The organism is Xanthomonas sp. LMC-A-07 (assembly GCF_030208825.1).
Lineage (GTDB): Bacteria > Pseudomonadota > Gammaproteobacteria > Xanthomonadales > Xanthomonadaceae > Xanthomonas > Xanthomonas campestris.
In genome coordinates this window covers 128,854-152,116 of the sequence record NZ_JARVTF010000011.1, presented here as the reverse complement: position 1 = coordinate 152,116, position 23,263 = coordinate 128,854, and the positions used below count along the sequence as shown (strand labels likewise).

The window sequence follows — 23,263 nt, the reverse complement described above, 5'->3', positions numbered from 1 at the left end:
CCACGGGCCTCATTGATCAGTAGCCGCGGTGCGTAGTCAGCGTGCCGCCGCCGTCGATTGGCTGCAACGACGCGTGCTGAAAACGACCCATTGCCCGCATGCAAACACCGACGCGAACAGTGGCGATCAAGAAAAGCCCAGCCCCTTCCGGGGCTGGGGAAACGACAGTGACGGGAGAGACGTCAGTAGTCGTACGACACCGAGAACATGGCGTAGCGGGGCTGGGTGAAGAACGCGCCCATGCCATAGGTGTTGGAGAGGGTGAAGGCGCCGTCCTCCCAGGTGGAATCGACTTGCAGCGGCTTGCGCTCGTTGAAGATATTGAAGGCCTGCAGCGTCATGGCGAGCTTGTTGTCGGCGAACGCGGGGCGATAGGTCAGGCCCAGGTCGACGATCTTGGTCCACGGCAAGCGGCCGGCATCGCCCGGACGCGAGGGCTGACCATTGCAGATGTGGTGGGCCGAGCCGTAACCGATTGGATCGCCAGCGTCGGAATCTTCGCTGATGCCGTTGATGCTGACATAGCCAAGGCATGACTTCGGCGTGCCCGACAGGATGCGGATGTTGCCGGCAATCAACCACTCCGGTGCGATCTGATACGAGCCGTATAGTTTGATCTGATGGCGACGGTCGTTGGCCAGATAGCCGCCGGAATACCACATCAATGCAGCGGCATCCCAGTCCTGCGTCTTGGAGACATCGGTCTGGCCGATATCGGATTTGATCTGGCCTTCGGTGTTGCCGAAATTGCGCGACCAGGTGTAGTCGATGCGGCCTTCCCATTTGCCGTCGAACGGATGCTGCAGGAACAGGTCCATGGCCAGATAGGTGCGCTTGGCCTTCTTGTCGAAGCCCCAATCCGATGGCGACATCGACACCGACGTGCGACCGGAACCATCCAGGTTGGCCAGGCTGAAGGAATTGGTTTCGCCGGGGTTGAAGATGATGCAGCCGGGTACGTTGACGCTGTCCGGATCGATCCCCGAGGCCGTGAGCTTGGTGCGCATCCGGTCGGCATCGCAGACGTCGTCGATGGTGGCGCCCAGCGTGCGGTAGGTGGCCTTGGCGCCGGTGACCCAGTTCTCGCCCAGCGTCTTGTCGAAGCCGAGCATGAACTCGTCCTGGTACATCGATTTGAGGTCGGTGGCGGCGATGCCGGCGGCATCTGGTGCCTGGCCGCATTCCAGGCCGGCAGACACGATATTGCCGGAGCAGGTGAATCCTGCGGACGGGTCGACCGCCACCGGCGTCAGCCCGGTGGGATTGCCTTGGGCATCGATGCCGCTGTAGGTGAAATACTCGTTGGTAAACGTGGACGGCGAGGCGCCACGGATCGCAACGCTGTTGGGCAGTGCCAAGTAGTAGCGGCCTGCATTGCCATACACCTTGAGCGATGAGTCGCCGAACACGTCCCAGCTCACGCCCAAACGCGGCGCCCATTGGTCGCCACTGGACACGTAGGCCACACCGGCATCATTGAAGTTGGTGAACTTGTCGTTGCGAACGCCCAAGGTCAGCAGCAGCGTATCGGTGACCTGCCATTTGTCTTCGAGAAAATAGGCTTTTTGTTCCACCGACATGCTGGTCGCGGTATTGAACACGGTCTGATTGACGAAATAGCCATTGCCGCCTGCCGGGCCAACGCCGAGCCCGGCCCTGATCGGCGAGGTCGGTCGCGAGGAGCGGCCATAGGTCCAGGTGTAGCCCGGGCCGGTGGTGATCACGCCTTCGTTGCTTGCATCGAAGTGCATGTTGTCCACACCGGCGGTCAGGGTGTGGGCACCCAGCACATACTCCAGATCGATCCGCAAGCCACGCGTGGTGTTTTCGCCATCCCGGGCCTGGCTGGAGGCCTGGTTGTTGCGGATTTCCTGGCCGCCAGTGATCGCCGGATCCTGCAGGTTCGTCCCGGAAAGACGTGCTGCAGTACTGGGATTGTTGCGGAAGTCGGTCTGCCTGCTCTTGCCGTATGTCGCGCTCAAGGTCAGGTCATCGGTGATGTAGCTGGTGTACTTGCCGATGTAGTAGCGGTCGTTGACCTTGACCGTATCGGCGAAGGCGCCGGCGGCATCGCCACCCAGGCCTTCGTAGCCCAGAAAGTCGCTGTAGGCGCCGCCTTCGCGGTAGTTGTTTTTGATGCCGGTGAGTTCGAGGATGTTGCTGTCGTTGATGTTCCAGTCGACCTTGGCGTAGACCTTCGGCTCATCGATGCGGTAGTTGTTGCGGCCAATCACCGGGTCGTCGCGGCGCGCCGTCGTCACACCTTCGCTGCGCTCCTGCTCGGCGGCCACGAAAACGAACAAGCGGTCTTCGATCAGCGGGCCGCCGGCATACACGCTGTACACCGTGTTCCAGAACTGGTCGTCCTTGCGGCTGCGGTACAAGCTGCCCGGCAGCGTTGGGTCGCTGTATTCATACCCGTCTGGCGGCGTGGTCGAGGGATAGAACACGTTCTTGTTGTCGCTGGACAGCGACTTCGGGCGCCACAGCACTTGTGCACCGAAATGCCATTCGTTGGTGCCGCGCTTGCCGACCTGGCTGAGCACGCCGCCGGCCGAACGCCCGTAACGCGCGCTGTAGCCACCGGTATAGGTTTCCTGTTGATCGATGGCACCGAACGGCAGGGTGACGCCGCCGATGTTGGTCAACGGATTGGAGGTCAGATACCCGTTGAGGTAGTAGGCATTTTCGGTGACGCCTGCGCCACCGAAGGAAATTGCGTTGCCGAAATAGCCGCTGCCCTGGACGGCGCCGGGCGACAGCAGTGCGATCGCTTCGCCGGAGCGCGCCAGGGGCAGGCGTTGCAGTTGCTCGGCGGTGATCACCGTCCGCGACGCGGTGGCGGACACATCCACCGGCGAGATGTTCTTGCCGGTCACCGTGATGGTGCCCAGCGTGGCGGCATCGCTGGACGCCGGATTGCCGCCGAAGGACACATCGGTGCCGGCGCCGACCCGCAGCGCGATGTCCTTGCGTGTTTCCACCGTCGCTCCGTCACGTTGCAAGGTGACGGTGTAGGTGCCGACTGGCAGGTTGCCGATGGTGTAGCGCCCGTTCGCATCCACCGTTGCGGTGCGGGTGAAGCCGGTATTGCTCTGCACCGTCACACTGGCGCCGGCGCCGGCTGCCACCGCGCCGTAAATACCGGCGGTGGTGCTTTGCGCCGCGGCAGTACCGCTCGCCAGGATGCCTACGGCACCGCTGAGTGCCAGCGCGAGCACACTGATCCGGCGGTAACCTGCGCGCGAGGGCTGCAACGAACGGTGCACAGCGGGATGGCGGGTCATCTCTCTCTCCAGATGAGCGCCGCCAACGAATGTGACGGTGCGCTGACATCCGATGCTAGAGAGCGGTCGCGTTCGCTTAAAGAAAGATTTCTCTGAATTTCATGCGTCTTTAAGCACAACCGCCAGAATTGTCCTATTCATCTTGCAAACGGCTGCACGTTGCAGCCGCGCGATGGGCATGCGTTCACCGGCGAACGCCGCCAAGCTACGACGCTGGCGGACCAACAGGCAAAAAAACTGCCCATGACGGGCAGTTTTTTCGAGTGCGCTATTGCGACGCTAGCGCATCAGCGCCCCAGTTCGAACGTCACATCCAGGGTGATCGACAGGGTGCTTTCGCCGGGAGCCACCTGGGTGTCCATCTCGGCCTTGGCCGAGCGCATAGAGGCGGCCATCATCATCGGGCGCACCACGCCGCCGCCGCTGCGGCCTTCGGAGATGCTGACGATGCGGCGCACCTTGAGCCCCAGCGACTTGGCGTAGGTTTCGGCGCGGGCCTGCGCCTTCTTGAGCGCGGCCACGCGGGCTTCGTCGTAGACCGGTTCGGGCTGGTCGATCGAGAAGCTGGGGCCGTTGATGTCGTTGGCGCCTTGCGCAACCAGGGCATCGAGCACCTTGCCCAGCTTGGCGATGTCGCGCACCTTCAGGCTGACGGTGTTGCTGGCCTGGTAGCCGATGATCTTCGGCGCTTCGTTTTCTTTGTAGCTGTACTGCGGATTGAGATTGATGCCGCTGGTCTGCACGTCCTTGTCGGCGATGCCGGCGGACTTGACCGCGGTCATGACCTTACTCATCTGCTCTGCGTTCTGGCGCATCGCGGCATTGCCATCCACCGCCTGGGTCACCACGCCGGCCGACACCGTGGCGATGTCCGGCACGCGCTTGGCTTCTGCTTCGGCCGACACATTGAGCAAGGTGCCATCGTTGGGAATGGTGTAGCTCGGAGCGGTCTGGGCGTGGGCGGTCATGGCGGTTCCGGCAGCGATGGACAGGGCCAGCAACAACGGCTTGAGGGTGGTACGCATGGAGTCTCCTTGTCTGTGCGCGCAGCGTGTTGTGGGACCGATGAATATGCTGTGAGTCGATCGTGCGCGGCGATGGCGCGACAGGCAAGCGTGCAGGGACGGCCAACAGGTATGCTGGGTGGATGCTCTATCTTGCCTCCCGATCGCCGCGCCGACACGAACTCCTGCAACGCCTCGACGTGCCGTTCCAGACCCTGGAACTGGACGTGCCCGAAGTGCGCGCGCCGGGTGAATCGCCCGAGCACTATGTGCACCGCGTGGCCTTGGACAAGGCGCGCGCGGGGCTGGCACTGGTGCAGGCCGACGATGCACAGGCCATCGTGCTCGGCTCCGATACTGAAGTGGTGCTGGGCGAGCGCGTGTTCGGCAAGCCGGTCGATGTCGATGATGCGATCGCCATGCTCACAGTGCTGGCGGGGCGCACCCACCAGGTGCTCACCGCGGTGGTGGTGGTCGGAGCACAGCGGCCACCGCTGCAGGCGCTGGTGGTGTCGGAGGTCACCTTCGATGCGCTCGACGCGACCCGGATCGCCGCTTATGCGGCGTCTGGCGAGCCCATGGGCAAGGCCGGCGCGTACGCGATCCAGGGGCGTGCGGAGCGCTTCATTACCCATTTGTCTGGCAGCTATTCCGGCGTGATGGGATTGCCGCTGTTCCAGACCTCGCAATTGCTCACAGCCTTCGGAGCGCATTAGATGTCGGAAGAGATCCTGGTCAACGTCACCCCCCGCGAAACCCGCGTGGCCGTGATCGAGAACGGCATGTTGCAAGAGCTGCATATCGAACGTGGTTGGCGCCGCGGGGTGGTGGGCAATATCTACAAGGGCAAGGTGCAGCGGGTGATGCCCGGCATGCAGGCCGCGTTCGTGGAAGTGGGCCTGGAGCGCGCCGCGTTCCTGCATGCCAACGACGTGGTGCGCCCGGCCCCGGCGCCAGCGAGCGTGGTGGATACCGAAGAAACCCCGATCCCGCCACCGCCGGCCGCCTCGGTGCCGATCGTGGAGCTGTTGCGTGACGGCCAGGACATCGTGGTGCAGGTGGTCAAGGACCCGATCGGCACCAAGGGCGCGCGGCTGACCACGCAAATCAGCATTCCCTCGCGGTATCTGGTGCTGCTGCCGCAGTCCAAGGTGGTGGGTGTCTCGGCGCGGATCGAAGACGAGGCCGAGCGCCTGCGCCTGAAGACCATCGTCAGCGAAGTCTCGGCCCAGCATGGCGGCTTCGGCTACATCATCCGCACCAATGCCGAAGGCCAGCCGGCCGAAGCCCTGGCCGAAGACATCGCCTATCTGTCGCGGGTGTGGAACGTGGTCGAGCGGCGCGGCCGCGAGGCGTCGGCGTGCAGCATCATTTACGAAGACCTGAGCCTGCCGCTGCGTGCGGTACGCGACCTGATCCGCAAGGACGTGGAGAAGGTCAAGGTCGACTCCAACGAGACGTTCGTGCAGCTGCAGGCCTTCGTGGCCAAGTACATGCCGGTGCTGGCCGAGCGGCTGGAGCTGTACACCGGCGACCGCCCGATCTTCGATCTGTATGGCGTGGAAGACGAAATCGGCCGCGCGCTGGACAAGCAGGTGCCGCTCAAGTCCGGCGGCTACCTGGTCATCGACCAGACTGAAGCGATGACCACCATCGACGTCAACACCGGTTCGTTCGTCGGCCAGCGCAATCTGGAAGAAACCGTCTTCCGCACCAATCTGGAGGCGGCGCAGGCGGTGGCCCGGCAGCTGCGGCTGCGCAACCTGGGCGGCATCATCATCATCGATTTCATCGACATGGATGATCCCGAGCATCGGCGCCAGGTGTTGCGCACGCTGGAGAAGGCGTTGGCCCGCGACCACGCCAAGACCACCGTGTACGAGTTCTCGCCGCTGGGCCTGGTGGAGATGACCCGCAAGCGCACCGTGGAAAGCCTGGAGCGGCAGTTGTCGGAAACCTGCGGCCAGTGCGGCGGGCGCGGCACCATCAAGACCGCCGAAACGGTCACCTACGAAATCTTCCGCGAGATCACCCGTGCGGTGCGCCAGTTCGATGCCGCGCGGCTGCTGGTGATCGCCTCGTCCAAGGTGGTGGCGCGCATCACCGACGAAGAATCCGCGGCGGTGGCCGAGCTGGAGGAATTCCTCGGCAAGAGCATCCGCTTCCAGTCCGACGACCAATACCTGCAGGAGCAGTTCGACGTGGTGCTGCTGTGAGTCCGGGATTGGGGAGTCGGGATTCGGGATTGGTCAACGCAGGCTCTGGTAGCGTGGCTTGGTCCGATAATGGCGCTTGACGGCACCGTGCGCGGCTTTGCTTTGACCAATCCCCAATCCCCAATGCCCAATCCCCGCCCCTGATGCCGACCCCGCTGCGCCGCCGTCTCCGCCTGTTTCGCCGTTATGCGATCACCGCCGGTGCGCTCGCGCTGGTGGCGCTCGCCGTGCTGGTGGGCGCGGCCAGCCAGGTGCTGCCGTTGGCCGAGCAGCACCCGCAACAGATTGCCGCGTGGCTGAGCGAGCGTGCCGGCCAGCCGATCCGCTTCGACCGCCTGCAGACCGAATGGACCCGCCGCGGCCCGTTGTTGCGTCTGGATGGGCTGCGCATCGGCCCCAACGGCGACGTGCGTGTGGGCCAGGCCGAAGTGGTGCTGGCGATGTACGCCGGCCTGTTGCCGGGCCATGCGCTGACCGAGGTGCGCCTGCGCGGGCTCGCTTTGACCCTGCAGCGTGGCGATGACGGGGTGTGGTCGGTGCAGGGGCTGCCCAGTGGCCGGCACGCCGATCCCCTGGACGCCTTGCGCCGGTTGGGCGAAATCCAGGTGTCGGAGGCGCGGCTGCATATCGATGCGCCGTCGATCGGGCTGGACACTACGCTGCCACGGATCGATCTGCGGCTGCGTGTGCAGGGCGCGACCTTGCGCGTCGGCAGCCGCAGCTGGATCGACCCGGCACGCGCGCCGCTGACCTCGGTAGTGGAGTTCGACCGCGACAGTGGCGATGGCAGCGCGTACGCGCAGGCCGCGCCGGCGGACCTGGCCGCGTGGGCTTCGTTGCTGCAGGCCGGCGGCGTGCGGGTGGATGGCGGCAGCGGACGGCTGCAGGCCTGGGCGCAGTTGCGTGCCCGCCGCGTGTCTGCGATCACCGTGGTGGCCGATCTCACCCAGGTGCAATTGTCGGGAGCGCCGTTGGCTGGCGAATCGGCGCGCCGCACGCTCAAGTGGGAACGCCTGCAGGCGCGTGCGCGCTGGCAGACCGTGGCTGGCGGCTGGCGGCTGGATGCGCCACAGCTGCGGCTGGGCAGCACGAGCACGCTGCAGCATCTCGACGGCCTGAGCATCGCCGCCGGGCGCCGTTATGCGGTGGTGGGCGACGCGCTGGATGTGTCCGGGCTGATCGCCGCCGCTGCGCTGAGCGACCAGCTGTCGCCGGGCCTGCGCCGCTGGTTGGCGTTGTCCAGGCCGCAGTTGCGCGTGAGCAAGCTGCAGCTGGCGGGCGAGCAGGGCGGCGCGGTGCGCGCGCAGGGGCAGGTGGAGGAACTGGCATTCCAGCCGGTCGGCAAATCGCCGGGTATCAGCGGCCTGCGCGGGCACTTCGACGGCGATGCGCAGGCGATCGCGCTGCAAACCGCGCCCGACGCCACGCTGCGCTTCGACTGGCCTACCGGCTTTGGCGTGGTGCACGAGGTGCAACTGGCCGGCAGCATCGTCGGCTGGCGCGACGGCGAGGGCTGGCAGGTCGCCACGCCGGCGCTGCGGGTGCAGGCCAAGGACTACGGCGCCAACTTGCGCGGCGGGATGTGGTTTGAGAACGATGGCACCCGGCCACGCATCTCCCTGGCGGCGCAGCTGGATGACGCCGCCCTGCCGGTGGCGCGCAAGTTCTGGATCCGTTCGAAGATGAGCAAGGCCGCCATCGACTGGCTCGACATGGCGGTGGCCGGCGGCGTGGTCACCGGCGGCACCGGCCTGGTCAGCGGTGACCTGGACGACTGGCCGTTCGACAACAACGATGGCCGCTTCGAAGCCTTCGGGCAGATCCGCGATGGCGAGATCCGCTTCCAGCCGGACTGGCCGGCGATGACCCAGGTGCAGGCCGATCTGCGCTTCATCGGCAATGGTTTCTCGCTGCAAGGCAGCGGCGCGCTGGCCGGCACGCCGGTGGCGCAGTTCGAGGCCGGTATCCCGAATTTCGCCACCTCCGAGCTCTATGTGCGCGCCTCCACCCAGGCCGACACCGCGCAGTTGCTGGGCATGTTGCGCAGCAGCCCGCTGGAGCGCCGCTATGGCGACACCTTGCGCAACCTCACCACCTCCGGCCCGGCCGCGGTCACCTTCGATCTGCTGCGCCCGTTACGCACCAAGGGCGTGGGCGGGCACCTGCAGGGCACCGTTGCGCTGCAGGGCGCCAAGCTGGCCGACGCGCGCTGGAACCTGGCCTTCGATCAGGTCAGCGGGCAGGCCGAGTACCGCGACAGCGGCTTCGGCGCCGGGCATCTGAGCGTGCAGCACCAGGGCCGCACCGGCGAGCTGGCGTTGCGTGCCGGCGGCTTCGTGCAGGACCCGGCGCAGGCGTTCGAGGCGCGCTTCGGGGCCACGCTTGATGCGAAGGAGTTGTTCGACCGCGCGCCGCAGATGGAATGGTTGCGGCCCTACGTACACGGCAGCGCGCCATGGCAGGTGGGCGTGGATGTGCCGCTGGCGCGTCCGGGGCAGCCCGATGCGCCTGCACAACTCACGCTGCGCTCGCAGTTGGTCGGCACCACGCTGGATCTGCCCGCACCGCTGGACAAGCCGGCCACGCAGCCGCTGGACACGCGGGTCAAGGTGGCGTTGCCGGTCGGCGACGGCGATATCGATGTGGCGTTCGGCCAGCTGGTGGCGGTCAAGGCCAGCAGCCAGGGCACCCAGACCGGCGTGCGCGTGGTGATGGGCACCGACACCGTGACCGAGCGGCCGCCGGCCAATGGCCTGGTGGTCAATGGCCGCACCGCCTCGCTGGATGCCATCGACTGGATCAGCCTGGCGCGCGGCAGTGCCGAGCCCGACATGCCGCCGCTACCTGGCCAACCGGCGCAGCCAAGCGAAAAGCTGCCGCTGCTGCAGGTGGATGTGCAGGCCGACAAATTGTTGATGATTGGCGGCGTCTTTCCGCAGACCCGCCTGCGCCTGCGCCCCACCCGCGATGCGGTGGCGGTGACGTTGGATGGGCCGTCGCTGGCCGGCCAGCTCACCGTGCCCAATGCCGATGGCGCCGCAGTGCAGGGCAAGCTCAGCACGGTGCGCTGGCAGCCGGTGGCCGCTGCGCCGGAACCGGCCGCGCCCGAGCCTGGCGACCCGCTGGCCGGCGCATTGCCGGAGCCGGCGCGGCGCGCGGTGGCCGAGTTCGACCCGGTGTCGATCCCGCCGCTATCGCTGGATATCGACGACCTGCGCGTGGGCAAGATGACCCTGGGCGCGGCCACCTTGCGCAGCAGCCGGCTGACCGACGGCATGCAGGTAGACCAGCTGCAACTGCGCTCGGACGACCAGAACATCGGCCTGACCGGCGCCTGGCGCGGCAAGGGCGAGGCCGCCAGCACGCGGCTGTCTGCGCGCGTGGACAGCCGCAACCTGGGCAATCTGCTGCAGAACCTCACCCTGGGCGGGCAGCTGCGCGGCGGCGAAGGCCAGCTGGAACTCAACGCCGGCTGGCAGGGCTCGCCGACCGGGTTTGCGCTCGGCTCGCTCGAGGGCAATCTCACCGTGGACGCCCGCAACGGCCAGTTGCTGGAAGTGGACCCCGGCGCCGGCCGCGTGCTTGGCCTGCTCAGCGTGGCGCAGTTGCCGCGCCGGTTGATGTTCGACTTCCGCGACTTCTTCTCCAAGGGCCTGGCGTTCAACAAGCTCGCTGGCGAAGTGCGCTTTGGCGATGGCTTTGCGCGCACCGATGCGATTCGGATCGAAGGCCCGGCCGCCGACATCGCCATCCGCGGGCAGACCGACCTGCGTGCGCAGACCTTCGACCAGACCGTGGACGTGAATCCCAAGGCCGGCAATCTACTCACGGTGGTGGGCGCGGTGGCCGGTGGCCCGGTGGGCGCGGCGGTCGGCGCGGCCGCCAATGCGGTGCTGGGCAAACCGCTGGGCGCGATTGGCGCCAAGACCTATCACGTCACCGGGCCGTGGAAAGAGCCGCAGGTGGACGTGGTGGACCGCGATGCGCGCGAGCGTGCGCCCGCCAAGCCGGCGCCGGACAAGGCGCCGCGCTAGGCAGTCAGTCGATCACTCGCCGGCTGGGTCAGGCGGCGCGCCGGCACGCGTGAATAGCGGCAGGCGCAGCCGGGTGCGGTGCCCGGCCACCGGCGTCTGCGCAGGCGCAGTCACGCCACGAAAGTAGCCGCGCTGCCATTTCTCGCGCGCCGCCGCCGATTGCGCGTCCGGCAAGGCTTCCAGGAAACGGGTGCGGCTGTCGGTCCAGTCGGCATGCTGCTGCGCCAGCGCCGGCGTTTCGGACAGCGGCTGCCACTGCGGCTGCACCTGTTCGATCAACTGCCGCTGCAGCGGGAACAGATGGCAAAACGGCTCACCCGCCTCGAAGCGCACGCGCCCCGGCCGGGTGAAACGCCAGTTCATGGTGAAGGTGTACGGGCTCCAGTCGGTTTCCACGATGCCGCTCAGCGCACCGATGCCGTCCTTCGGGCAGTTCAACGGCCCGCTGACGAACAGGTCCACACCGGCGTCGGTACGAAACAGGCAGGGCACGTGGAAAGTCAGCATGCCGTAGCCGAAATGGCTGATCGCCGGCGCGGCGCTGCCGGCATCGGCGGTGATCACCACCGCGCCCAGCCCATCGCCGCCATCCCAGACCGCCTCGAAACCGGCCTGGCACAGCAGCTCCCAGCCATGCGCATTGGCGATGGCCAGCGGCAGGCACCGGTAGGCGTAGCGTTGGTCGATGGCATCCATCCAGGCGCGCTCGTGCGGCGCGGGGCGGATATCCAGCGTGTGTCCGTCCAGAACGTGGGCAGTGAGCTTCATGCGTGCGCGGTGGCTGGCGGCGGGCTGGCGATGATAGCCGCGCGCCACGTTCAGCCGCGCGACTTGTCTCGCCGGCGCGCGACCCCCATCCTGACCGCATGACCGACACCGCCCTGACTCTGGCCGAATCCCGGCTGCTGCTTCCCTCCGGCCTGGATACCGGCCACCTCGACCGCACCTTCGGCGCCCTGCTGGGCCCCGGCATCGACTTCGGCGACCTGTACTTCCAGCATTCGCGACGCGAGAGCTGGAGTGTGGAAGACGGCATCGTCAAGGACGGTGCGCATTCCATCGAACAAGGCGTGGGCGTGCGCGCCATCTCTGGCGAAAAAACCGGCTTTGCCTATTCCGACGACATCCAGCGCGAAGCCTTGCTGGAAGCGGCCCAGTCGGCGCGCGCGATCTCGCGCGACGGCGGCGCGCAATCCACCCGCACGCTGGTGCGCGGCAACGGCCGTGCGCTGTATCCGGCCACCGACCCGATCGACGACATGGACAGCGCCACCAAGGTGGACCTGCTGCGCCGCATCGACCAGTACCTGCGCGCTGCGGACTCGCGCGTCAAGCAGGTGATGGTGAGTTTGTCCGGCGGCGTGGACACGGTACTGATCGCGCGCAGCGACGGTGTGCTGGCCGCCGACGTGCGTCCGCTGGTGCGCTTGAACGTGCAGGTGATCGTCGAACACGGCGGCCGCCGCGAGTCCGGCTATTCCGGTGGCGGTGGCCGTTACGGCTACGCCGAGCTGTTCGCCGATGGACGCCCGGAAGGTTTTGCGCGCGAAGCATTGCGCCAGGCGCTGGTCAACCTGGATGCGATTCCCGCGCCGGCCGGCGTGATGCCGGTGGTGCTGGGGCCGGGCTGGCCGGGCGTGCTGCTGCACGAAGCGGTGGGCCATGGGCTGGAGGGCGACTTCAATCGCAAGGGCACCAGCGTCTACGCCGGCCGCATCGGCGAGCGTGTGGCCTCCAAGGGCGTGACCATCGTCGATGACGGCACTTTGGATGGACGCCGCGGCTCGCTCAATATCGATGACGAAGGCACGCCCAGCCAGTGCACCACGCTGATCGAGGACGGCGTGCTGGTCGGCTACATGCAGGACACCCACAACGCGCGCCTGATGGGCGTGGCGCCCACCGGCAATGGCCGCCGCGAATCCTTCGCGCACCTGACCATGCCGCGCATGACCAATACCTACATGCGTGCCGGCGAGCATGACCCGCAAGAGATGATCCGCTCGGTCAAGAAGGGCATCTATGCGGTCAACTTCGGTGGCGGCCAGGTCGACATCACCAGCGGCAAGTACGTGTTCTCCGCAACCGAGGCGTACCTGATCGAAGACGGCAAGATCACCGCGCCGGTGAAGGGCGCCACCCTGATCGGCAACGGCCCGGAAACCATGCAGAAGGTGCGCATGATCGGCAACGATCTGGCCCTGGACGAAGGCGTGGGCGTCTGCGGCAAGGACGGGCAGAGCGTGCCGGTTGGCGTGGGTCAGCCGTCGCTGCTGATCGACGGCATCACCGTGGGCGGAACGCAGGCCTGAAATGCCGGGAATCGGGAATCGGGAGTGGGGAATCGCAACGGCAGGGGCGCGGAGCAGTGCGTCGGGCGGCTGCGGTTTGCCGGTTCAGCAGAGGGGAATCGGGAATCGGGAATGGGGAATCGCAACGGCAGGGGCGCAGAGCAGTGCGTTGGGCGGTTGCGGTTTGCCGGTTCAGCGGAGGGGCATCGAGAGTCGGGAGTGGGGAATCGCAACGGCAGGGGCGCGGAGCAGTGCGTCGGGCGGTTGCGGTTTGCCGGTTCAGCAGAGGGAAATCAAGAGTCAGCAGCAGAGAATCGCAACGGCAGGGATGGCCGTTGCGGGGCTGGATGGATCGGGCGGAGCCTTATTCGTCGTTTTCCGACGCCGACTCTTCGTCTTCCAATCCCGCATCCCCACTCTCCAATCCCGGCTTCTGAGACAGATCACGCAATACCTGGAACAGCTCACGGTAGGCGCGCGGCGGCTTGTTCTTGGCCCGTTCGTGCATGGCGTTGCGCACCAGCTGACGCAGTTGCTGGCGATCGGCGGCCGGGTAGGCTTCCAGCAATTCGGCCAGCGCGACGTCGCCTTCGGCGAGCAGGCGCTCGCGCCAGCGTTCGACGCGGTGAATCGCCGCGACTTCGCGGCGCGCGGTATCGCTGTTGGCATCCAGCGCATCGCGGATCGCATCCAGGGTTTCGTCGTCCTCGCGGCGCATGTGCTTGGCCAGAAACGCCAGCTGGCGCTTGTGCGCGATATGCGAGGTGATGCGCTTGCTCTCTTCGATATGCGGGATCAACGACTCGGGCACCGGCAACTTGGCCAGCTGCGCCGGGGTGAGCGCCACCAGCTTTTCGCCCAGGTCGAAAATTTCCAACGCCTCGCGCCGTTGCTGGCTGCGGCTGGCGCCACGAAATTCACCGGTATCTTCATCGCGTCCGCGCATGCCACTACATCCCAAAACGTGTTTAGTTAAATTTCCGGCCATGAACGGCCGGACTCCGGCGGAAGATTCCGCACCAAATTCAGACACTGCGGCCATGGATGGCCGAGCGTTCTGCGGAAGGATCCGCATCCAAATTCAGACAGTCCGGCCACGATGGCCGGGCTTTCGCGGACGGATCCGCATCCAAAGGATAAAGCATTGAACGCACTCTCCTCCGAAACCCGTGTGACCGACGACAGCCTGCAGCGCCTGGAGGCACTCACCGAGATCTCCCAGCGGCTGCTCGAGCGTGCCCGCGCCGCCGGCGCGACCCAAGCCGAAGTGAGCTGCAGCGAAGAACGCGGTCTGGACGTGAACGTGCGGCTCGGCGAGGTGGAAACGGTCGAGTCCACGCGCGACCGCGGCATTGCGGTGACGGTGTACTTCGGCAAGCGCAAGGGCAGTGCCAGCACCGCCGACCTGCAGAAATCCAGCCTGGAGGCCACCGTTGCGCAGGCCTGCGCCATTGCCCGCTATACCGAAGACGACCCCGCTGCCGGCCTGGCCGATGCGGAGCTGATGGCGCGCGACTTCCCCGAGCTGGACAGCTGGCACCCGTGGGCGCTGGATGCCGACACCGCCGTGGACCTGGCGCTGGCCTGCGAAAACGCCGGCCGGCAGGCCGATGCGCGGATCAGTAACTCCGATGGCGCCTCGGCCAGCACCGGGCTCAGCCTGTCGGTGTATGCCAACTCGCACGGATTCATCGGGCGCGAGCGTGGCACCCACCATTCGATCAGCTGCGCGCTGATTGCCGGGCAGGGCGATGGCATGCAGCGCGATGGTTGGTATAGCAGTGCGCTGGCGCGCGAAGACCTGGAAGCGCCGGACGCGATCGGCCGGCATGCCGCCGCGCGCACCGTGGCACGGTTGCAGCCGCGCTCGCTGCCAACCGGCCAGTTGCCAGTGTTGTTCGCGCCTGAAGTGGCGCGCTCGCTCGTCGGGCATCTGCTCGGTGCAGTGTCCGGCGGTGCGTTGTACCGCCGCGCCAGCTTCCTGCTTGATAGCGTCGGCACGCAGCTGTTTCCCGATTGGTTCGGTATCGAGGAATTGCCGCACCTGCGGCGCGGCCTGCGCTCCGCCGCGTTCGACGGGGAAGGCGTGGCCACGCGCCGCTCGGCCCTGGTCGACGGCGGCGTGCTGCAGCGCTATGTGCTGGGCAGCTATTCGGCGCGCAAGCTTGGCCTGCAGACCACCGCCAATGCCGGTGGGGTGCACAACCTGCAGGTGACCTCCAATGCCGGCGACCTGGCATCGATGGTCGCCGGCATGTCGCGCGGGCTGCTGGTCACCGAGCTGATGGGCAACGGCGTCAACGCGGTGACCGGCGACTATTCGCGCGGTGCCGGCGGGTTCTGGGTCGAGAACGGCGAGATCGCCTATCCGGTCGACGGGCTGACCATTGCCGGCAACCTGCGCGACATGTTTGCCGGGATCGAAGCGGTGGGCAGCGATGTCGACCCGCGCTCGCACGTCAAGATCGGCTCGGTGCTGATCAACCGCATGACCGTGGCCGGCGACAGCTGAGTCACCCGCCCGGTGCCTATGCCTGCCAGCGTCCCGGCGCTGGCGGACCCATGGCTTCCCGCACTGGTGGCGCGCGGATTGGTTGCTATAGTCCGCCGCACACCACAACCATGCATGGGGAGACATGATGAGCGAGTTCGACACACACGCCGCGCCACCACCGCCGCCGATCAGCACCGGCACGCCCTCGGAAGAGCGCACATTGGCACTGGCCGCGCACCTGCTGGGCATCCTGACGTCCTTCATCGGCGCGCTGGTGATCTGGCTGATCAGCAAGGACGCCAGCCCGTCCAAGCCGTTTGCCACCGACCAGGCCAAGGAAGCGCTGAACTTCCAGATCACCGTGATCATCGCCTACGTGGCTGCGGTGATCCTGACCATCGTGTCGTTCGGCATCTTGTTCTTCGTGCCGACGCTGGTGTGGGTCGCCAACCTGGTGCTCTGCATCCTGGCGGCGGTCAAGGCCAACAGCGGCGAGAGCTACCGCTATCCGTTCACGCTGCGCCTGATCAAGTAATTCTGTATTGCGCGTAAAACAAAGGCCCGGCAGTCATGCCGGGCCTTTGGCGTTTTTAGAAAGTCACGCGATCAGTTCTGCGCCGGGGTGTTCTCGGCAAAGTACTCGTGGCTGTCGGCATTGGTGATCGCCTGGGCCGGGTTGCTGATCGCCAGGCTGCGTGCGCCGGATTGGCCATACACGCGGTCCTGGGTGCCGGCCACCACGGTGAAGTGGCTGGTCTCGTGTACCAGCGTGCCGGCCTTGGAGTCGGTGCCGGTTGTCGACGCGCTCCAGAACGCGTTGCAGACATGGATCTCGTACGGCTGGTTCGGATAGACGTAGGCGAAGGCGTCCGCCAGATCCGCTTCGCAGCTGCAGTTGATCTTCAGCTGGCCATTGTTCTGGTCCAGCGCGTTGTCGATGTTGACGAAGTTGGAGCTGACCCGGCTGTAGCGCGCGGCATTGTAGGCGCCGAACCAGGTGGTATAGCGCGCGCCGGTGCTGCCGCCGTTGAGGTAGGTACGCGCGTTCTGCGAGTAATTACGCGCGGCAGCGACGCCACTGGCGGCCTGGTTGGTGCGGGTGGTGCTGCAGTTGAGATAGTTGATGCCGTTGACCACGGCGGTCGGGCCGATTGCGAGCTGGCGCTGTACGCCACGACGCGCGCCATCCAGCCAGACGGTGAGCGGGGTGCTGGTGGCCACTGCCGGCAGGCCGTTTGCGGCCTTCATCAGGCTGCCATCGGACAGCGAGGCGTACTGCAGCGACGAGCGCACCTGGATGGTGTAGTTGCCGCTGGTGGACAAGTCATAGGCGCCGGCCAGATCCACCTCGCCCTGGACGCTCTGGCCCGGCTGCAGGATGGTGAAGTCGGCTGCCTTGGGCAGGCCGCGCTTGACCAGGCGCCCGGTGTAGTCCACCGGCTTGCCGTCGCGGCTCACCTCCAGGATGCCGTTGTCCAGCGACTTCAGCGGCAGCTGATAGGTCGGAACGCGGGCGACCTGGCTGCCGTTGTTGGTGACGGTGACCGCGATCTTGCCTTGATGTCGCCCGGCCTGGTCGGCCACTGGCGCCAGTTCGATGGTCAACGGAACCGGTCCGCGCACGGAATGTGCCTGCGCCGAACCGAGCACGCCGACGACGGCCAGCGTGCCTGCTGCAAACGATGCAAGAAAAACATTCTTCACCAGTGACTCTCCTTGGTCGGGGGATGCCCGCAAGCGCGGGCAGGCCAAACCTAGGCAGAGCGAGCGGACGCGACAAGTCGTTCAATTAGCGATATTTCTGGATGTAGCGCATGGGTTATGCATCCGGATACATCACTGGTGTAGATAATTCAGAAATAAAGCGTGCCGGCGATCATGGAATCGTGGTGCCTGTGTGTCGCCGGCTGACACAAACTGTGGCGACCAATGTGCCGTTTTGTGACCAGGCGCGCCTGTTGCCTGAATGGACCCGCGTGATCGACCGTGCGGTGGCGCACGGAATGCGCAAACGTGTCGCGTAACGCGAACACCGGGGAGGTGATGCATGCGGCAGTCGCTGTGATTGCGTTGGCGTCTGGCGGGGCGGTGATGTGGTGCGGAGCGATGCGTTGGAGTCCGCAGATGCTCGGCATCCACGCGCAATCACACGCGCTCGGCAGCCGCGCGTGAGGCCTGGTTAGCCGCGCCTAGTGGGCGCGGTCGACCGCGAAGCGGCCGAGGCTGGCCAAGGTAGCGCCGGGTTCGCCGTAGGGCAGCAACAGTGCGTGCATGTGGCTGGCCAGTTCCGCCAGCTTGCTCTTGGCGCCGTCCATGCCCAGCAAGGCGGGGTAGGTGGACTTGGACTGCGCCGCATCCTTGCCGGCAGTCTTGCCGAGCTGGGCGGAGCTTGATTCCACATCCAGGATGTCGTCACGCACCTGGAACGCGAGCCCCAGCGCGTCGGCAAACGCATCCAGGCGCTGCTGGTCGGCAACGCCCGCGCCGCCAGTCAGCACGCCCATGCGCACCGCGGCACGGATCAGCGCACCGGTCTTGAGCGCATGCATGCGCTGCAGTGCGTCCAGCGCCTGCACCTGCCCGGTGGCGTCGATATCCAGCGCCTGCCCGCCACACATGCCAGCCGCACCAGCCGCAGATGCCAGGCTCTGCAACCAGCCCACCCGCAGTGCCGCATCTGCCGGTGCCTCGGCCAGCAGTTCGAATGCGCGTGCCTGCAAGGCATCGCCGGCCAGGATCGCGGTGGCTTCGTCGAAGGCGATGTGCACCGTGGGGCGGCCGCGACGCAGCGCGTCATCGTCCATGGCCGGCAGGTCATCGTGCACCAGCGAATACGCGTGGATCAGTTCCACCGCCACCGCTGGCGCATCCAGGCTGCCTTCTTCGGCGCCGAACAAGGCGCCGCTTGCATAGACCAGCAGCGGACGCATGCGCTTGCCGCCACCGAGCACGGCGTGGCGCATGGCCGCGTGCAAACGCTGCGGGGCGAGGGCGGGGCTGGGAAGGCAAGCATCCAGCTGCCGTTCGGTGCGTGCAAGCCAGCGCTCAAACAACGCCGCGCTCACTCAGCCGCCATCCAGCGACGGCGGCTCGAATGCTTCTGCCTGTTCGGGGCGTGCGGGGTCGGTCACCAGACGCACGCGCAATTCCGCTTGTTCCAGCGCCTGCTGGCAATCGCGGTACAGCCCGATGCCGCGCTCGTAGGCGGTGAGCGACTGCTCCAGGCTCATCTCGCCTACTTCCATCTTCTGCACCAGTTGCTCGAGTTCTTCCAGCGACTGTTCGAAGCGGGCGACGGGGGAGGATTCGTTCAAAGACTTCTTGGCCATCGACAAAGTGTGCGGCGCGCGCGCAGGCGGGTCAATTCGCGGTTGCAGCGCTGCGCCACTGCAGGCGCGCGGCGTGCGCACGCAACCACTGGTCCAGCGTGGCAGACACGATCTGATCACCGGCGGCCAGCAACGTCTCACCGGCCCACAACAAGGGCAGGCGCACGCGTTCCCACGGCGGCAGGTCTGATTGCTGCAGCAGATGCTTGAGTTGATGCGAATGGGTCCGGCCCGGCAGCACGATGCGCTCGCCGCCCTGGCGCGCGCGCACCTGCAGTGGCTGCTCGAAGCGCAATCCTGGCGTGCCGCGCAGTTGCAGTTGCGCACCGTCGGGCAATAACAGTGTGCTGTCGCCGTTCCACTCGGCCTGCCACTGCGCTGGCCACGTCGCGCGCGCACTGAGCAGGTACAGCTGCTGGCGCCAGCGGCGAATTTCTGTCTGTTGCCAGGCAAAGCAGGTCTGCCGATCCGGCTGCGTGGTGGCGATCTCGCGTTCAAGTGCGTGCACGCCCTGCGCCGGCAGCGGTGGCGCGTGCGCGGCGGCCACCCAGGCGCGCAACAGGCGTGCGCGGCGCGCGGGGGAATGGCTGCGCAATGGCTGCAGCTCCAGGGCGCCGGCGCTGTTGCAGGCGGTGGGCAGCAGGTTGACGTCGTCGTCGTGCAGCAGGGTGCTGGCATCGCCACACAGCTGCGCGCTGCGGGCCAGTGCATCGGCCGCCAGCGGCCAGCGCTGCTGCAGCGCCGGCAGGACCTGCGTGCGCAGGAAATTGCGGTCGTGCTGCGGATCGGTATTGCTGGGGTCGTCGATCCAGCGCACTGCATGCCCCTGCGCGTAGGCCGCGAGGTCCGCGCGTGCGTGGCCGAGCAACGGGCGCCACAGCGTGCCCGGGCCGAACGGGCGCTGCGGGCGCATCGCCGCCAGTCCGTCAGGGCCGGAAGCGCGCAGCGCGCGCAGCAGGAAGGTTTCGGCCTGGTCGTCACGGTGATGCGCCAATGCCAGCCACTCACCCGCTGTTAGGGTCGCTGCAAAGGCCGCATGCCGCGCAGCGCGCGCGGCCGCTTCCAGACCGCTGCCGCTGTCGCGTGCCACCTGCACGCGCACGATCTGCAGAGCAATCCCCAAGGCCGCGCACTGCTGTTGGCAGTGCAGCGCCCAGGCATCTGCATCCGCATGCAGGCCATGGTGGACATGCACGGCGCGCAGGCCGGCCTCGCAGTAACCAGGGGTGGAGGCCAGCGCGTGCAGCAACACGGCCGAATCCATGCCACCGCTGTAGGCGACCAGCACCGGTGCCGGTGGGGTGGCGGGGATCAACCCGGCTGCCTGCATCACGTCCACGTCAGGCCACGCCCGTCATGACGCCGACCGCTGCCGGCCGCGCACCGCACCGGTTGTGCGCGGTGGGCTCGGCCATCAGCGCTGGGTCGCGCGCTCGAAGGTGGTGGGTGCGGGCAGGTTCACCGGCACACCCGCGCTGTCGCAGGTGCCGGCCATGCACAGGCGCTCGCGCAGCCGCGGGGTGGCCTGGACGATGACGTGGTAGATCACGTTCTCTTCCAGCGTGCCGCGGAACGCCGCGCTGCCCGGGCCGGTGGCCCAGATGCCGACGTCTTCGCCGCCGTGGCTTTCGGACTTGGTCGGTACCAGCGATTCCTGCATGTAGCTGGGCGCCTCGGTATCCACGTGGGTGAGGTCGGGGCGGCCGCGGGCCGGCTCGCTGCTGCTGGGCTCGTGCGGATACTTTTTCGGCCCGGCCGGCTGTGCGTTGGTCGCGCCGGTATGGCCGGGGCCATTGGCGTAGCTGAGGGTGGTGTAGGGCTGGCCGGCCAGATCGGTGGCCAGCTGGGTGCGGTCGCCTTCTTCGCCGCCGGTGCCGCGCACCTTGCCCAGGATCGGGTTGCCACGCACCGGGTAGCCCACAAAGTTGAGCGTGTGCGAATGGTCGGCGGTGACGATGATCAGCGTGTCCGGCGGCGCAGTTTCCACCGCGGTGCGCACCGCGTCCGATAGCGAGACTGTTTCGTCCAGCGCGCGATAGGCATTGCCGGCGTGGTTGGCGTGATCGATACGGCCGCCTTCGACCATCAGCACGAAGCCGTTCGGGTCGCGCGACAGCGACTGGATCGCGGTGCGGGTCATCTCGGTCAGGCTGGGCTCGCCCTGCGGGGTGCGGTTGCGGTCGTGGTCGAACTGCATGTGATCGGGCTCGAACAGGCCCAGCAGCGCCGGTGCGCCAGCGGCGGCCTGCAATTGCTGCTCGTTCCACACGTAGGCGCCTTGCGGGTGGGACTGCTTCCACTCGGCGACCAGGTCGCGCCCGTCCAGGCGCAGGCCGACCTTGTCGTCGTACTCGGGGTCGCGCTCCTGCACGGTCTGGAACTGGCTGCGGCCGCCGCCGAGCACCACCTGCGGGCCACGCCCGAAGCGTGCGGTGGAGAGCAATTGCTGGGCGATGTCCTGGCAGCCGGCGGTGCGGGCGGCCTCGGGCAGATCGGTATCGTTCTCCCAGTTGCGCTCCGGCGAATGCGCATACGTCGCCGCCGGCGTGGCGTGGGTCAGACGGGTGGTGGTAACGACGCCAGTTGCCATGCCGGCGCTATCGGCCAGTTGCAGCCAGCTCAGCAGGCCCTTGCCCAGGCTGTCGGCACAGTCGCTGCGGTTGCCGCTGCTGACCCCGATCGCGCCCATGTGCGACTTCACCCCGGTGGTGATCGCGGTCATGGTGCCGGCCGAATCCGGGGTCTGCGAATCGGTGTTGTAGGTCTTGCTGAAGGCGGTGGCGGGGAATTGCTCCCACGACAGCAGATTCTCTTCGCCCGGGCCGCCCTTGCGCTGGCCGTCCAGGATGCGTGCGGCGGCCACCGTGGTCAGGCTCATGCCATCGCCCAGGAACAGGATCACGTTGCGTGCCTTGCCGGTCATCGCGCCGTTGCCGGCCGCACGTGCCGCGCCGGAGCGGTACCACCATTGCGGAGTTTCGCCGGCCGGATGCGTCACCGGTGGTACGTCCACCTTGACCGAGGCGGGCGCCGCGGTGGTGGATCCGGCAGTGGAAGCGCAGGCGGCCACGCACAGCGTGGTCAGGGCGGCGAGGGCAGGCAGGCGGTAACGCATCGGCATCGAACTCGTGACTGAATCAACGCCCATTATGCCGGGATGCATCCGTCGCACTGATGACACGCCGCTGTTCCAGTCGTGGCCTCGCGGGCAGGGCGGCCCTGCGATAAGGTGCATGCACTCCCCCCGGATGATTTCACGCATGACATTGGTCTCGGCCTGGTTGCGCATTCCGTTCTGGCAACGCGTGGTGGCCGGCTTCGTGCTGGGCGCGATCGCGGGCGCAGCCATGGGCCCGGCCGCCGAGGTGTGGTTTGGGCCGCTGGGCGATCTGTATGTCACCCTGATCAAGATGATCGCGGTGCCGTTGGTGTTCTTTGCGGTGATCAACGCGATCTCGTCGCTGCACGGTCAAAAATCCGTTGCGGCCTTGGGCGGGCGCACCTTCCTGTGGTTCGTCATCACCGCCGCACTGGCAGTGGGCGTGGGCCTGGCGGTGGGCACAATCATGCAGCCCGGCGCCGGCCATTTCAGCCTGAGCGTGGACTCGGCGTGGAAGCCGCGCGATGTGCCCAGCCCGATCAAGGTGCTGCTGGATGTGGTGCCCTCCAACCCGTTCTACGCACTGACCGGCATCGGCACCAAGACAAATGCCGCCGGCGAAACCGTGCTGGCCGCCGGGCGTGGCTCGATCCTGCCGGTGATCTTCTTTGCCGCGCTGCTGGGCTTTGCGATGGTCAAGCTGGGTGACCGAGTGGCCGAGGCACGCAAGCTCACCGGGCAGATGAGCGACATCATGATTCAGGTCACCCGCTTCGTGCTGGAGATGACCCCGCTGGGCACCTTCGGCCTGATTGCCGGCCTGGTGGGCAGCTACGGCTTTGCGAAGCTGCTGCCCTTCGGCAATTTCGTGCTGGCGCTGTATGTGGCCTGCGCGCTTCACATCGTGGTGGTCTACAGCAGCCTGTTGCTGCTGCACGGGCTGAACCCATGGAAGTTCTTCCGCGGTGCGGCGCCTGGGATGCAGGTGGCGTTCGTGAGCTCGTCAAGCTTCGCCGCGATGCCGGTGGCGATGCGCTCGATCACCCACAACCTCGGCGTGAACAAGGACTACGCCGCCTTCGCCGTGCCGCTGGGCGCGAGCATCAAGATGGACGGCTGTGGCGCGATCTTCCCGGCGTTGTGCGCCGTGTTCATCGCGCAATACACCGGCGTGCCGTTGACCGCCAACCAGTATTTCGTGGTGCTGATCGCCTCGGTGCTGGGCAGCTTCGGCACCGCAGGCGTGCCGGGCACTGCGGTGGTGATGGCCACGGTGGTGCTCAGCGCGGCCAACCTGCCGCTGGAAGTGATCGGCTATCTGTACGCGATCGACCGCATCCTCGACATGATGCGCACCATGACCAACGTCACCGGTCAGATGCTGGTGCCGGTGTTGGTGGCCAAGGAGACCGGTCTGCTGGACAAGACGATCTACGAGTCCGCGTCCACCAACGTGGGGCTCGAAGATCCGCCCACCGATCGCGGCGCGCCGCTGCGCTGAGCCGGTG

At 66.9% G+C, this 23,263-nt stretch carries 17 protein-coding genes; 8 read left to right on the top strand and 9 right to left on the bottom strand.

Features of this window, described 5'->3' with window-relative positions:
• Positions 1-182 precede the first annotated feature (182 nt).
• Together QRM89_RS12095 and QRM89_RS12090 are read right to left on the bottom strand one after the other, a co-directional pair.
• Positions 183-3,287 carry a TonB-dependent receptor gene (locus tag QRM89_RS12095; protein WP_285448106.1) on the bottom strand — a complete coding sequence of 1,035 codons (3,105 nt, stop codon included), beginning with the start codon at positions 3,285-3,287 and terminating at the stop codon, positions 183-185.
• Between the two features lie 287 nt (positions 3,288-3,574).
• Positions 3,575-4,312, bottom strand: coding sequence for an SIMPL domain-containing protein (locus QRM89_RS12090; RefSeq protein ID WP_228431754.1), 738 nt, complete (start codon positions 4,310-4,312; stop codon positions 3,575-3,577).
• A 122-nt stretch (positions 4,313-4,434) separates the two neighbouring features.
• On the opposite strand from QRM89_RS12090, the gene QRM89_RS12085 reads away from it, so the two are divergent.
• From QRM89_RS12085 to QRM89_RS12075, 3 genes are all read left to right on the top strand, one after another.
• Positions 4,435-5,007: a Maf-like protein gene (locus QRM89_RS12085; RefSeq protein ID WP_057671974.1), complete on the top strand. Its 573-nt coding sequence runs from the start codon at positions 4,435-4,437 to the stop codon at positions 5,005-5,007.
• Positions 5,008-6,507 carry a ribonuclease G gene (rng, locus tag QRM89_RS12080; protein ID WP_011037739.1) on the top strand — a complete coding sequence of 500 codons (1,500 nt, stop codon included), beginning with the start codon at positions 5,008-5,010 and terminating at the stop codon, positions 6,505-6,507. It begins immediately after the preceding gene.
• A gap of 143 nt (positions 6,508-6,650) precedes the next feature.
• Entirely contained in the window at positions 6,651-10,541 is a 3,891-nt protein-coding gene (locus QRM89_RS12075; RefSeq protein WP_285448105.1) for a YhdP family protein, read from the top strand.
• Between the two features lie 12 nt (positions 10,542-10,553).
• Here QRM89_RS12075 and QRM89_RS12070 read toward each other — a convergent pair whose 3' ends face one another.
• Complete coding sequence (locus QRM89_RS12070; protein ID WP_285448104.1) at positions 10,554-11,309, bottom strand: DUF6065 family protein; 756 nt, start codon at positions 11,307-11,309, stop codon at positions 10,554-10,556.
• Positions 11,310-11,407: 98 nt separating this feature from the next.
• Here QRM89_RS12070 and tldD point away from each other — a divergent pair, with 98 nt between their 5' ends.
• Positions 11,408-12,853, top strand: coding sequence for a metalloprotease TldD (tldD, locus tag QRM89_RS12065; RefSeq protein ID WP_285448103.1), 1,446 nt, complete (start codon positions 11,408-11,410; stop codon positions 12,851-12,853).
• Between the two features lie 343 nt (positions 12,854-13,196).
• On the opposite strand, the gene yjgA is transcribed toward tldD, so the two are convergent.
• Positions 13,197-13,778 carry a ribosome biogenesis factor YjgA gene (gene yjgA, locus QRM89_RS12060; protein ID WP_285448102.1) on the bottom strand — a complete coding sequence of 194 codons (582 nt, stop codon included), beginning with the start codon at positions 13,776-13,778 and terminating at the stop codon, positions 13,197-13,199.
• 198 nt (positions 13,779-13,976) lie between these two features.
• On the opposite strand from yjgA, the gene pmbA reads away from it, so the two are divergent.
• Together pmbA and QRM89_RS12050 are read left to right on the top strand one after the other, a co-directional pair.
• Complete coding sequence (gene pmbA / locus QRM89_RS12055) at positions 13,977-15,344, top strand: metalloprotease PmbA (protein WP_285448101.1); 1,368 nt, start codon at positions 13,977-13,979, stop codon at positions 15,342-15,344.
• A 127-nt stretch (positions 15,345-15,471) separates the two neighbouring features.
• The gene (locus QRM89_RS12050) at positions 15,472-15,861 is read left to right on the top strand and encodes a DUF4870 domain-containing protein (RefSeq protein ID WP_040942277.1); all 390 of its coding nucleotides are present in this window, start codon (positions 15,472-15,474) and stop codon (positions 15,859-15,861) included.
• Positions 15,862-15,932: 71 nt separating this feature from the next.
• Here QRM89_RS12050 and QRM89_RS12045 read toward each other — a convergent pair whose 3' ends face one another.
• Positions 15,933-17,030, bottom strand: a complete 1,098-nt coding sequence (locus QRM89_RS12045; RefSeq protein WP_285448100.1) for a M35 family metallo-endopeptidase — start codon at positions 17,028-17,030, stop codon at positions 15,933-15,935.
• A 110-nt stretch (positions 17,031-17,140) separates the two neighbouring features.
• Between QRM89_RS12045 and QRM89_RS12040 the strand changes: the two genes are divergently transcribed.
• On the top strand, positions 17,141-17,350 hold the full coding sequence (locus QRM89_RS12040; RefSeq protein WP_285448099.1) for a hypothetical protein: 210 nt from the start codon (positions 17,141-17,143) through the stop codon (positions 17,348-17,350).
• A 165-nt stretch (positions 17,351-17,515) separates the two neighbouring features.
• On the opposite strand, the gene QRM89_RS12035 is transcribed toward QRM89_RS12040, so the two are convergent.
• The 4 genes from QRM89_RS12035 to QRM89_RS12020 form a co-directional block, all read right to left on the bottom strand.
• Positions 17,516-18,391, bottom strand: coding sequence for a polyprenyl synthetase family protein (locus QRM89_RS12035; protein WP_285448098.1), 876 nt, complete (start codon positions 18,389-18,391; stop codon positions 17,516-17,518).
• A complete protein-coding gene (locus tag QRM89_RS12030; RefSeq protein ID WP_011037729.1) occupies positions 18,392-18,655 on the bottom strand; it encodes an exodeoxyribonuclease VII small subunit in 264 nt (87 codons plus the stop codon). It lies immediately after the preceding gene.
• Positions 18,656-18,686: 31 nt separating this feature from the next.
• Positions 18,687-19,985, bottom strand: a complete 1,299-nt coding sequence (tilS, locus tag QRM89_RS12025) for a tRNA lysidine(34) synthetase TilS (protein ID WP_285448223.1) — start codon at positions 19,983-19,985, stop codon at positions 18,687-18,689.
• Between the two features lie 84 nt (positions 19,986-20,069).
• Positions 20,070-21,776, bottom strand: a complete 1,707-nt coding sequence (locus QRM89_RS12020) for an alkaline phosphatase (protein WP_285448097.1) — start codon at positions 21,774-21,776, stop codon at positions 20,070-20,072.
• A gap of 139 nt (positions 21,777-21,915) precedes the next feature.
• Between QRM89_RS12020 and QRM89_RS12015 the strand changes: the two genes are divergently transcribed.
• Positions 21,916-23,256: a dicarboxylate/amino acid:cation symporter gene (locus tag QRM89_RS12015; RefSeq protein ID WP_285448096.1), complete on the top strand. Its 1,341-nt coding sequence runs from the start codon at positions 21,916-21,918 to the stop codon at positions 23,254-23,256.
• The last annotated feature ends 7 nt before the right edge of the window (positions 23,257-23,263 follow it).